The organism is Streptococcus ictaluri 707-05 (assembly GCF_000188015.2).
GTDB lineage: Bacteria > Bacillota > Bacilli > Lactobacillales > Streptococcaceae > Streptococcus > Streptococcus ictaluri.
The window spans coordinates 46,596-59,002 of sequence record NZ_AEUX02000002.1 but is presented as its reverse complement, the minus strand read 5'-3'; the positions used below and the strand labels follow the sequence as shown (position 1 = coordinate 59,002).

Below are 12,407 nucleotides of genomic sequence, written 5' to 3'. Positions count from 1 at the left end.
TATTTTTCTGTCGATTTCTAGACGCCCTAGGTATCTTAGATTAACGACGGATTTCTTTGATACGAGCTGCTTTACCTTGTAATGCACGCAAGTAGTAAAGTTTAGCACGACGGACTTTACCGTAACGAACAACTTCAATTTTATCAACACGTGGAGTGTGGATTGGGAAAGTACGCTCTACACCGATACCGCCTGAAATTTTACGAACTGTGTACATTTCTGAGATCCCTTGACCTTTACGTGAAATAACTACACCTTCAAAGATCTGGATACGTTCGCGAGTTCCTTCGACAACTTTTGCGTGAACGCGAACAGTATCACCAGCGCGGAAGTTAGGGATATCAGAGCGAAGTTGACCTTCAGTCAAACTTTGGATTAATGGATTCATTTTTATATTCTCCTATCTTACTAATCTTAAGAGCCTGTCTTAGCGGATTAGCCGTAATTTTGTGTCCATTACACACAAAATTCATTCTATCATAATAAAAATCACTTGTAAAGCCAAATCTTATAAATTATAAGCCTGAAGATTTCCTTTTGGCGCTCATGCTTTGATATTCTATCCACGTTAAAATAATCATCACCACATCAACAAGAGAAATAAAGATTAGAGCCCAATTACCATTACTGATAAATAACCTAAATTGATAGATAATAAAAGCGATAAATATTAGTATAGATAAAGGATAGGCCCACAACTGCTTTCGCCAAAGCAAGATCAGCGCAAACAATTTTACCGCTCCATGACTTAACAAATAGAAAGCTGCCGCTTTTTGACTTTCAATTGTTATCATGTTCCCTAGTTGAATTAGATGACTAGCCAAAAAGTGATGGGGATTTTTTTCTAATTGCCCTGATGTTAGGATTAAAATAGCATATTGAAGTGTTGAACTTTTGAAGAAGCACAACAATAAACCAGCAATTGCTTCTCCAACTGCTACTAACATCTTTGAAATCAAACCTATTTTAAAGGATTGATCAATCATTTGTTTCTTACTATTTGAGTATTTTTCTGTCATAACCATTTCTTTCTTTGTAGTAGTACCTATCCTCTAGAAGCGAAGCGACAAGAATTGTTGATTACTATAAATAGAGTGCTTTCGACTAACCCTATAAGCTATAGCAGATACAATGAAAAAAGCAAAACTATTCTGAGGCCCAAAAACTTCTAATCCAATAAAAATTGGAGCTAAGAAGGTATTTGTAGCACTTCCAAAAACACTCGCATAGCCAAGAGCAGCGACTAAAGAGGAAGGCAATCCTACTAAAGGTGCCAGGATAAAACCAAAAGAGACTCCTATAGAAAAGAGTGGCGTTACCTCCCCACCTTGAAATCCTGCGGATAATGTCAAAACGGTAAACATAAGCTTCAATACCCAGTCATAGGCATAGATATCCCCTTGACTAAATGCTTGATGAATTAAGTTAGTCCCTAGGCCACTATAACGTCCCTGATAAGATAGCAATAAAGCTAAAGAAAGTATCAAACTGATAACAAAAATACGCTGATAGGGATTGGAGAACTTTTCAGTTAACCCAGCTTTGACTTTAGACAGGAAGTAGGCAAAGGCATTTCCCACAATTCCAAAGAGAATACCTAAAATAATTAATTTGACAAAGCTTATTAGGTTTAGGCTTAACTGAGTCCCTAAAGTCACAGAAAATTTTTCCAACCCTAAAGCATGAGAAGTCCACGAAGCCGTATAAGCGGCAATAAGAGATGGAACAAGTGCTGAATAGCTCAATTGTCCTAATAATAGCACCTCTAAAGCAAAGACAACCCCTGTCATTGGAGTCTGAAAAAGTCCTGCAAAACCAGCGGCCATCCCCATCACTAAAAAAGTGTGTGAATGCTCTTTGAGCCCAGTAAACCGTTTGACATAATGTGATACAGTAGCTCCAATTTGAACAGCTACGCCTTCGCGACCGGCACTTGCTCCAAACAAGTGTGTCAACCAGGTTGTCACAATAATGAGAGGAATAAGAATTAATGGAATACGCTTTTTTTTACCATGGCCAACATCAAAAACAAGGCCCATACCTTTAGCGGCCTCTTTTCCAAATCTTTGATAAAGAAAAGTAATGATCAGACCAGCCAAGGGCAAAAAAGGTAGCAAGTAGGTGACATGATTGTCTCGATAAGCAGATAAGTCAAGCAAACCTTGACCAAACATAAAATCGATAGCACCTATAACTAGACCAATCGGAAGTGCCAAAAAAGCTAATAAGACTTTGTCTTGAAAACTTATCTCTTTAAGAGTTTTAATAGGGCTTAGCATCACTAGCCTCCTCTTCCAATCGACTTTTTTGAAATTGTCTAGACATTTCTAGAATGGTTTGAAAGGTTCTTGTGATGGCTGGTTCAAAGGCTTTATCTGCTACCTTAGCTGACACCGTTTGTAAAATGACTTCTTCTCGTGATTGATCAAGTACTGGCATTTGATTTTCGAGTTTATAGTGTGTCACTTGATTAACTAAGGACATTCTTGCTTCTAAAAGTTCTATCAACTGACGGTCAATCTCATTGATGTCTTGGCGAATTTCATTCAGTCTCATCACGCTTTTCCTTGTCTATTATTAATAATCGGTTCAAGTCCTTCTAAAATCCAAAAAATGCCAGGTCCTAGGCCTGACATCTTAAGCACAAATTCAAGACCAGCTAACTTAGATAGTCTCTAAAGCTTGTGACATCTTTTCTGCAAAAGCTTCTAAATGTTTAATATCTTCATCTTCTGCTGCTAAATCAACTTTAACAGAATCTGCACCTTTAGTGGCTCCAGTCAAAGCAAATTGCTCTTCAAATTCATCAACCGATTTGCAGAAATAATCATAAAACGTATCGCCAGAACCCACGACACCATAAATCTTGCCAGATAGATCTAAATCTTGCAAGTCTTCATAGAAGTCTACAATTTCATCAGGCAAATCGCCATCTCCATAAGTATAAGTGGCTACAATAGCCATATCAGCATCTTCGAATTCTGAAGCTTCAACAGAGGTACACTCGTCAATTTCAACGTCGTATCCTAACTCTTGTAATTTACTTGCTACAATATCAGCAATTTCTTCAGTATTTCCTGTCATACTGGCATAAACGATTTTTGCTAATGCCATAATTTCCTCCCAAAATAACTAAACTACTTCTATTTTATCATAAGTTGATAGGAAAAGCACTAATTCTTCTGGTGTCTATTATAAGATTTTTGCAATCTTTTCAAGAGGTAGTCTTTTTCGTCAGGATTAGTAAAACTAGCATAAATAGCTGATTGATTGTGTTTGTAGAAGTCAGACGCTTGACAATTGAAATGGTGAGCGAAGAGTTGGTACTCTTTCGTTAATGTGGTATCTGATACTGTTCGATTATCCGTATTGATACTAATGCTTGCCTCCTGCTGCTTTCAAAGGCAGATAGGGAAAATCATTAATGCTTTTTGCTGCTTTGGTCTGTAAATTACTGGTTAGACATAGCTATGCTGTGATCTGATGAGATACTAATTGGTCAATAAGTTCTGTTTCGTGGCATATCGCTGTTGCATGCCCTAGACGTTTAGCTCCAGCTGCAATAGCTTGGGAGATATAATTAGGACAACCGCACTCACCTGCATGAAGCGTAAAAGGAAATCCTTTTTGGCTAGTTTCTTTCATAAGTTTTTCTAATAATATAGGAGGAAAATCAAGCTCATTTCCGGCAAAATCAAAACCAACCAGTCCTTTTTGAGCCCACTCTAAGACATCATTAAAAATGGATTCAGTCAAAGAAAGAGGTGACTGACGAAGACCACATACAATAGCCCTTACCATAATATTAAAATCTTTTTCTGCTTCTGCCATTCCCTCTAAAACAGCTTCAACGACTTGATTAGCTGTTAATCCCTTATCCATAGAAAGCTCAGGAGCAAATCGAATTTCCATATAAATAACATTTTCAAGCGCTGCTTGCCTCACTACATCGTAGGTTGCTAATTTTAAAGCCTCAGGGGTTTGTAAGAGTGGTCTAATAAATTCAAATGTCTTTAAATAGTCCATTAAAGACTCACAACTTTCAGGAGCTGTTACACATTGTTTTAAATCAGCATCAGATTTTGGAATCGTCACTTGAGCTAATGCGGCTAACTCTCGAATAATAGGTAATGATAAAGAGCCATCCAAATGACAGTGGAGCTCTGTTCTTGCTAGCGCCTGAAACTTATTGTTGTTCACAACCAATCTCCTTACAAATATATTTTATCTAGCATAACAAAATCATATAAAAAATCAAGCACTTTATCTCTTATAAAAGGCTTTAATATCATCTTTTTAGCATAAACTATTTCTGATTTGTCTGCTATTTTTAATATCAATTCACTTTTTACCGAACATTCCTCCAAAAGTTAAGAACAATAGTATTTTTTTGTGCTTTAGTCTGACATTTGATATGATGACAATAAGAAAAAAACGAACAGGAGTTTTTATCATGTCAACTTATCATATTCCTGAAATTTGGGAAAATCATAGGCAAATGCCTGGCCTAAATTCTGATCAAGCTGGTAGTCGCTTTGAACAAGTTTTGCCTAGAGGAAATCATCCTTATCAAGTATACTCACTTGCTACTCCAAATGGTATTAAAGTAGCTATTATGTTTGAAGAGCTAAAAGAACTTGGTATCGACAAGATAGACTATGACCTTTACCGTATTTCGATCGGTCAGGGACAACAGTTTGGTAGTGATTTTGTTTCAATTAATCCCAATTCTAAAATCCCTGCTATGCTTGATTTATCAGGGAAAGAACCCATTCGTGTCTTTGAATCAGCTAATATCCTCCTTTACTTGGCTGAGAAACATCAGGCACTGCTTCCTTTGGACCCACAAAAGCGTACAGAAGTCCTTAATTGGCTATTTTGGCAAACCGGGGCAGCTCCTTTTTTAGGTGGAGGATTTGGGCATTTTTTCCATTATGCTCCCGAAAAATTAGAATACCCAATTGACCGCTTTGCTATGGAAGCCAAACGTCAACTTGATCTTTTAGATAAAGAACTTAGCCACAAAGCTTATATTGCTGGTGATGAGTATACAATCGCTGATATTGCTATTTGGTCTTGGTATGGTCGCTTAGCTCAAGATAAACTCTGGGAAAATGCTGGTCACTTTTTATAAGTACACAAATACTCTCATTTACAAGCTTGGGCTAATAAGATTTCTAAGCGCCCTGCAGTCAAACGTGGCTTAGTAGCTAAATACCAAGATATTACATAAGGCACTTAGTTTCTAGCCTCTTTGTGCTATGATAAGCTTATAAAACTAGAAGGGAATGTAACTACTATGTGGACAATAAAAAGCTTTGATACTTTGACAACTGAAGAACTCTTTTCTATCTATAAAGAGCGAATTGCCGTCTTTGTCGTTGAACAAAACTGCCCCTATCCAGATATCGATGATTTAGACTTAAAAGCCTTGCATTTGTTTCAAAAAGATGACAAAGGTAATGTTATGGCTTACTGTCGTTTGATTGTTGAAGAAGACCAAGTTAAACTTGGACGGGTCCTTGTTCGACAAGATGCCAGACAAGCTGGTTTAGGACGCCATTTGGTCTCAACAGCTTTGAAGATTTGTCATGAAAAGTTTCCAAACCTTCCCGTTTATGCTCAGGCTCAAGCCTATTTGCAAGATTTCTACACTTTCTTTGGTTTTCAAGCCACTTCAGAAGTTTACCTAGAAGATGACATCCCTCACATTGATATGTTTAAAGAGTAAAGGACCACTATGACAAGCTTTCAAGATATTCTCCAAAAAATCAAAGATTATGATAGAATCATTATCCATCGACACCAAAACCCAGACCCAGATGCCTTAGGCAGTCAAGCTGGTCTCAAAAAAATTATTGCCAGTCATTTTCCTCATAAAAAGGTTTTAATGACAGGTTTTGATGAGCCTAGTTTACTGTGGATTAGTCAGATGGACCAAGTTAGCGATCAAGATTATAAGGGAGCTTTGGTCATTATCACAGATACAGCCAATCGTCCTCGCATTGATGATCAGCGTTATCTAGACGGTGATTGTCTCATTAAGATTGATCATCATCCGGATGAGGATGTTTATGGAGATCTTTCTTATGTAGATACCAGTGCTTCAAGTGCGAGTGAAATTATTGCAGATTTTGCATTTTCTTTAGGTTTGACAATGACTAAAGAGGCTGCTAAATACTTGTACACGGGAATAGTAGGAGATACCGGTCGCTTTTTATACCCATCAACTACTAGCAAAACCTTAAAGATTGCCAGCCAATTACGAGACTTTGATTTTGATTTTTCAGCGATTTCCCGTCAAATGGATTCTTTCCCTTTTAAAATTGCTAAACTCCAAGGTTATGTGTTTGATCATCTAGAAGTTGATGATTCTGGAGCTGCTTATGTACTCCTAAGTCAAGAAACACTGAAAGCTTTTGATGTGACCTTAGCAGAGAGCTCTGCTATCGTTTCCACTCCTGGTAAAATTGATTGTGTACAAGCTTGGGCTATCTTTGTAGAGCAAGAAGACGGTAGCTACCGTGTTCGAATGCGTAGCAAAGAAAAAGTCATTAATGGCATTGCAAAAGCACACAATGGCGGTGGTCATCCATTAGCTAGCGGAGCTAATTCCGCCAGCTTAGAGGAAAATGCCCTCATTTATGAAGAGTTAATAAACTTATGTCAGGAATCCTAAATTTTTAAGCCAAAAAAGCTTGTCATTTGAAACAAGTTTTGTTACACTAGAGTGGTTAATAAACTATGATGCAGAAAGTGTCATGGCAGAAAGGAATTTTTTTAAGATGAGAAAAGACATTCATCCAGATTATCGTCCAGTTGTTTTCCTTGATACAACTACAGGTTACCAATTCCTTAGTGGTTCAACTAAAACTACTAAAGAAACAGTTGAGTTTGAAGGTGAAACTTACCCACTTATTCGTGTAGAAATTTCATCAGATTCTCACCCATTCTATACAGGACGTCAAAAGTTCACTCAAGCAGATGGACGTGTGGATCGTTTCAACAAAAAATACGGTCTCAAAGACGAAAACGCAGCAAAATAAGAGCAATCTTACCATTAAACCACTACCAATTCATTGGCAGTGGTTTTTTTGTCTCTTGTTTTTTTGGGTAATTCTCTTCATCATGATAAAGTATCAAGTTTCCCCTTAATCTAATGGATATGCTGTCTAGTACAAGCAAGTCTATCAAATCTTTCTATAGATAAGGATGTATAGAGACTCCTTTGACGACTCGGTTAACTGTCCCAGTTCTAGAAGGGGTATCAGGAAAATTCTGAACCTTAACCGCCAAAAAGAGTGCTAAGCTTTGTGCTACAAAAATCATTGCCTAGGCAGCGTAAGCATCCGGAAGTTGAGAGGAGTTAGCTAAGACAATTGATTCACCACTAAACTGTTCTTCTCCTTCTATTCCAATAGCAAGTATTTGAGCTGCAATATTTTCTGACTTAATTTCTTCCAAAATATCTAAATCATACTGCCTTGTGTAAGCATTTTGACTAAGAAAACCCATAACTAAGGTTTTTTCGTTGATAAAGGATTTCGGACCATGTCTAAATCCCATTGAAGAGTTAAAGACTGCAACAATTTGACCAGCCGTTAGTTCAAGCATTTTTAATTGAGCTTCTTGACTCAGGGCAGCTAAAGGCCCTGACCCTAAATAAACAATTCGCTCGATGTCCAATTGACTCATTTTTTCTAGCCGGTTTGAAGAAGAAATCAAGTGCTCAACTGCCTGACAGATTTGATCTAGATAAGCTTTTTTATCCACTAGATGCGTCTCTTGATCAAAAATCAATAAAGCTGCTAATAACATGCCACTAAAACTACTAGTCATGGCAAATCCAGCATCATTAGAGGCCTTAGGCATTAAAAACAGATAATTATTAGGATTGCTTTTGGCTAATTTAGCCAAGTTTCCTTCTTCAGCACAAGTAATGGTTAAATGAAACACTCTCTGGACTGTTGCCACTTCTTGCAAAAGAAACTAAGAGAGTTGGCTCATCATCAAAAAAATAATACTGCGGTGCCGCTACTAAATCTGTGGTAGCAATACTTTCAAAACGAAAATGCAGGCGATCACCTGCCAATTGTAAATAAGGACAAATGGAATTTCCTACATATTCTGACGTTCCAGATCCAGTGAAAATAACTCTAACTTTATTTCCGTTGGCGCTTTCAATTATTTCTTTAAAAAAAGATTCCAAGGCTTCTTCTTGTGAGACAAATAAGTCAAATGTTTCTGACCAAATTTGTGGTTGTTGTAAGATTTCTTTGGTCGTAATCTGAGCACCTAAAGCAATTCGTTCTTCTTCTGTCATTTGAAACATGGCTTTTCTCCTTAATCACGATTTAGGAAGGTGTTGGAAGTGAGCCTCCTCATCTAAAATAATGTTGGCATAAAATGCCTTATCAGCTATCGAAATAGGTTGCTGACAGTTTTCCTTAAATAGCATAGAGCGACTCTTATTTCTTTATGAAAACCCCTAACTTGTTATAACCACTTAGAGTATATTATAATACAACATTTGCATCAAGCTTGAATCATTCTGTATTAAAACTATAACCCCCTCTTTGGATAAAAGAGGGGGTTGAAGTTTACACTTCTTCGATAGGACGAATCATGTCTACAGGTCCAGCTTCAGTAAAAATTTTGGAAAGTTCTGTAGCCACTTGTGACTTAACCTCATCAGCTGTTTTAGTTTTTAGAGTCTCTAATAATTGATTAAAATCTTGACCAACAATAGCATGTAAGTAAAAATCAATATCAAAATCATTTACACCGACTTCTTTTAAATAATTCATCAATGAAGTATAACCTTCCTGTTCAGGAGCCAAGAGAAATTCATTTTCAAAATCTGACCAATCTAATTCATCTGCTTTAGTAGTTTGAGTAGATGAATTAGGCAAGCCCCTGCCATGGCCATAGCTGTCATTGCTGAGAGAGCAAGTTTTTTACAAAATGGTGTCATTTATTTTTCCTCCGTTGGGTTAGCTGTTTAACTAACCATTAGTTTTAATTTATGATGGTTCGCCATCAGTAATCTTATTGTATCTCAAAAATCCTAAGAAATCAAATGTTTTTTTAATAACATTAATTAAATATGTTCTTAAAATTTGATTATTAAAATATTTTGATTCAATTAATAACTAATGACTGGGAAATAGAACTTTCTGGCAGAGAAAAAAGAAGAATCTTATGATTCTTCTTTTTTATTGGTTAAGACTTTTATATCTCATTAATGAGCATTGATTTCCTGCGCGACTTGTCGTCCAGATAAATCAGAATGGTAATAAGTTGGCCAATGCTCTAATTCTTTATGAAGAGCTTCTTGACTTTCTCCACCCCAGTATAAGTGGAAATGCTCTGCTTTTTCAGGAGCAATAGCATGGTCGCTGAATTGAATGTATTTAAACTCACCAGCATCTGCTTCTTTTGCTTCAAACATGAAACGTACTCCGCGGTTACCTTTTGGATAGGTTAAGATTTCTTTACCTGCGTATTTGTAAGTGTAAGTTTTCTTTTCACCATTACGAACAAAAGTCATTGTATTTTTCTTACCATTGATTTTGATTTGGCTAACATCTGTTTTGTAACCAGTTGTATAGTAATCTTTATATTCTTCAGGAGTCATGGCACCTTTAGATTTTTTAGATTTGTAATCCCATACTTGATCAAGAGTACCATCTTCTAAGTAAGGGTAAACTGACTGCCAATCACCTGACCAATCAGATAATTTACGGTCTTTTACTTCTTTATCTTTGAAATAACCGTTGTAAACTGTTTTAGTTGTATCTTCTTCTGGAAGGATTTCTTTACCTTCAACATCTGTTGTTAAACGTAATGTTTTAAGGTTTTCACGCATGACAATGAAATAATCTTCTCCAGCTTTCATTTCTTTTTCAGTTAAACCTTCAAGTGGACTTAAAACAGCTGTTTTAACACCCGCTTCTTTAGCTAATGTTTTAGCTACTTTGCTTGAAGCATTTTCTTCAAAGTAAATGTACTTGATACCATATTTTTTAACGTATTTTGAAAGAGCTCCGATACGTTTGGCTGATGGTTCTGAATCTGGGGTCACACCGTTAATAGCAATTTGGTTCAATCCATAATCCAGTGCCATGTATCCAAAGGCTGCGTGTTGTGTGACAAAGCTTTTTTGTTTAGCGTTGCTCAAAGCGTCATTGTATTCTTTATCAAGCGTTTTTAACTTTTCGATATATGATGCCGCATTTGATTTGATGCTATCTGCTTTTTCAGGATAAGCTTTAGCTAGACTATCACGAATATTTTCAACAACAGTGATACTACGATATGGTGATAACCACACGTGTGGGTCAAAAGCATGACTGTGAGCTTCTTCACCATGTTCAGCATGGTCATGTCCTTTATCAGCATGGTCGTGCTCGTCTTCATGTTCATGATCGTGGTCATGTCCTGCTCCAGCGACTAAAAGCATATTGCCAGTCCCTTTAACAATGGTCACTTTTTTAGATTTCAGTGATTTTTTAAGTTCAGGAATCCAAGTTTCCATATTGTCATCCATATAGACAAAAGCATCTGCATCTTGGATTTTCTTAACATCTTTAGTTGATGGTTCAAAATCGTGAGGTTCTGTTCCTGCTTTCATTAGTAAAGAAACATCACCATCATTTCCCAAAACACCTTTGGTAAACTCATATACAGGGTAGAAAGTTGTCACAACTTTAACTTTTCCCTCTGCTAGAACTTGTTTAGCTTGGCTAAGTTGCCAGGCAAAAAAACACCGATTAAACTAATCATTAAAAGAATTTTCTTTTTCATGATTCCTCCTTTTCATTAACTGGTTGAAGTTATACTGGTTAAGTATATCACATTATGATTTATTTGCAAGTTTTTTATCTTTTTAATAAATGGTGTCTACAAAGAAAAAAGTCTATTTCTACGTAGAAATAGACTGATTTTTTAATCACTTAGACTAAAGCGATTGGTCATTAGATTACTCGCATCAAAAAGGATTTTATTAAGTAGTTTTTGTGTCTCTTGCTCAATATAATCACTCATTTTTTGATTTTCTTGATTCAAATCAAGGACTTGCCCTTGGGCTAGAGCTTTATCGGCTTGATGAAGCATGGCATGACCTCTAGCCATAGTGGTCTCCATGTAGTCTTCGATGTCACTTATATGATGATTATAGTGTGAATCAGCTAAAGCGGCAATCAATCGATTGACCCAATAAAAACTAGCTGTTGAGACATTTTCTTGGGTATTGGCAAAATAGTCTGGAATAGTCATCACTTGTGTGAAAAAAGGGACCATGGTATTAAAAGGCATAGATCCATAGGCCATCCATTGGATAGCTGCTACTTCTTTAGCCTTGTTAGGACGAATGTGTAAAATAGCTGTTTGGCTAGTTCGATTAATTCCAATCGGTCTAAACATTTTTTGACTGATTACATCTCCTTCTGGTCCATACGGATCATAAGGCGTATCTTGGTAATGACTACTCAAGACGTATTTGACATCTTCGATAGTTATTTTGCGATAAGGTTTTCGACACCAAGGAATCTCAAAACTACGTGGGTCTTGTTCTATCTCAGGATTCAGGAATTTTTGCATAATCCAGGCACGAGGTGTATTGTAGTGGCGGTCTTTATCTCTTTGACTACCAAAAGCGTAACGTGGGTTGAAGTGTTGATTACTATAAGTTAAATCTAAATGGTAGGTCTCAATGAATTGACGCAAATCACTAGAGCAGAGATAATCGACTGAATTATTAAACTCAAAATGATCAATACCAAATTGATTAGGATTGGTCACATAGCTATCATCGGGCACGCGCCTTGCAACCCAGTGATGTCCCCCAACCGTTTCTAACCACCAGATTTCTTCTGCATCAGAAAATGCAACGCCATTTGATTCGTAAGTACCATACTCTTCTAAAATCTTTCCTAAACGAAGGACACCTTCTCGAGCAGACTGAATATAAGGAAGAACCAAAGTCAGCATATCCTCTTCTCCAATACCTTCAGGTACTAATGGATCTGCTCCTAGAACACGGGAATTACTAGTAATGGTTTCAGTGGCTGACATAGCTATATTAGCTTCATTGACACCAGCTTCTCCCCAAATGCCTTCTTTTCCAAGAGCATCTGGAACTGATGTGTAAGCCATCGGGCGATCTGGCAAATCCATATGAAAGCGAGATAATACAGACTGATAATGCTTGGGTTGGTCTTCTGGTTTTACAAGGACCATCTTTTTAGGAGTGAAATCTCCATTTTGAGAATCTTCCGTTCTAGCAATCATCGTGGAACCATCATAAGATACTTTTTTTCCAACTAATATCGTAGTACATGACATTTTAGCTTCTCCTTTGTTTTTGATTATTACTATCATAACACACTAAAAAACAGCTTCAAGGC

10 protein-coding genes and 4 pseudogenes are annotated in these 12,407 nt (G+C 36.9%); 4 read left to right on the top strand and 10 right to left on the bottom strand.

What is annotated here, in order from left to right; translation table 11 throughout:
* Positions 1-40: 40 nt before the first annotated feature.
* From rplS to add, 6 genes and pseudogenes are all read right to left on the bottom strand, one after another.
* Positions 41-388 (bottom strand): 50S ribosomal protein L19, encoded by a 348-nt coding sequence (rplS, locus tag STRIC_RS01770; RefSeq protein ID WP_008087530.1) that lies wholly within the window; start codon positions 386-388, stop codon positions 41-43.
* Positions 389-515: 127 nt separating this feature from the next.
* A complete protein-coding gene (locus STRIC_RS01765) occupies positions 516-1,019 on the bottom strand; it encodes a DUF2127 domain-containing protein (RefSeq protein WP_234944182.1) in 504 nt (167 codons plus the stop codon).
* 33 nt (positions 1,020-1,052) lie between these two features.
* Entirely contained in the window at positions 1,053-2,279 is a 1,227-nt protein-coding gene (locus tag STRIC_RS01760) for a chloride channel protein (protein ID WP_008087451.1), read from the bottom strand.
* Positions 2,263-2,556, bottom strand: coding sequence for a chorismate mutase (locus tag STRIC_RS01755; protein ID WP_008087467.1), 294 nt, complete (start codon positions 2,554-2,556; stop codon positions 2,263-2,265). The genes STRIC_RS01760 and STRIC_RS01755 overlap by 17 nt, the downstream gene beginning before the upstream one ends.
* Before the next feature lie 108 nt (positions 2,557-2,664).
* Positions 2,665-3,114 (bottom strand): flavodoxin, encoded by a 450-nt coding sequence (locus tag STRIC_RS01750; RefSeq protein ID WP_008087529.1) that lies wholly within the window; start codon positions 3,112-3,114, stop codon positions 2,665-2,667.
* Positions 3,115-3,173: 59 nt separating this feature from the next.
* Positions 3,174-4,200: pseudogene (add, locus tag STRIC_RS01745) on the bottom strand (adenosine deaminase).
* 253 nt (positions 4,201-4,453) lie between these two features.
* On the opposite strand from add, the pseudogene yghU reads away from it, so the two are divergent.
* The 4 genes and pseudogenes from yghU to STRIC_RS01725 all read left to right on the top strand — a co-directional run bounded on the left by yghU (position 4,454) and on the right by STRIC_RS01725 (position 7,046).
* Positions 4,454-5,233, top strand: a pseudogene (yghU, locus tag STRIC_RS01740) (glutathione-dependent disulfide-bond oxidoreductase).
* 66 nt (positions 5,234-5,299) lie between these two features.
* Positions 5,300-5,731, top strand: coding sequence for a GNAT family N-acetyltransferase (locus STRIC_RS01735; protein ID WP_008087519.1), 432 nt, complete (start codon positions 5,300-5,302; stop codon positions 5,729-5,731).
* Between the two features lie 9 nt (positions 5,732-5,740).
* Complete coding sequence (locus STRIC_RS01730; protein WP_008087433.1) at positions 5,741-6,679, top strand: DHH family phosphoesterase; 939 nt, start codon at positions 5,741-5,743, stop codon at positions 6,677-6,679.
* A 106-nt stretch (positions 6,680-6,785) separates the two neighbouring features.
* Complete coding sequence (locus STRIC_RS01725; RefSeq protein ID WP_008087440.1) at positions 6,786-7,046, top strand: type B 50S ribosomal protein L31; 261 nt, start codon at positions 6,786-6,788, stop codon at positions 7,044-7,046.
* A 154-nt stretch (positions 7,047-7,200) separates the two neighbouring features.
* Here STRIC_RS01725 and STRIC_RS01720 read toward each other — a convergent pair.
* The 4 genes and pseudogenes from STRIC_RS01720 to STRIC_RS01705 all read right to left on the bottom strand — a co-directional run bounded on the left by STRIC_RS01720 (position 7,201) and on the right by STRIC_RS01705 (position 12,345).
* Positions 7,201-8,332: pseudogene (locus STRIC_RS01720) on the bottom strand (SIS domain-containing protein).
* 268 nt (positions 8,333-8,600) lie between these two features.
* Positions 8,601-8,912, bottom strand: a complete 312-nt coding sequence (locus STRIC_RS01715) for a hypothetical protein (protein ID WP_008087446.1) — start codon at positions 8,910-8,912, stop codon at positions 8,601-8,603.
* 329 nt (positions 8,913-9,241) lie between these two features.
* Positions 9,242-10,806 (bottom strand): annotated as a pseudogene (locus STRIC_RS01710) (zinc ABC transporter substrate-binding protein AdcA).
* 141 nt (positions 10,807-10,947) lie between these two features.
* Positions 10,948-12,345, bottom strand: coding sequence for a C69 family dipeptidase (locus tag STRIC_RS01705; RefSeq protein WP_008087441.1), 1,398 nt, complete (start codon positions 12,343-12,345; stop codon positions 10,948-10,950).
* Positions 12,346-12,407: the final 62 nt, after the last annotated feature.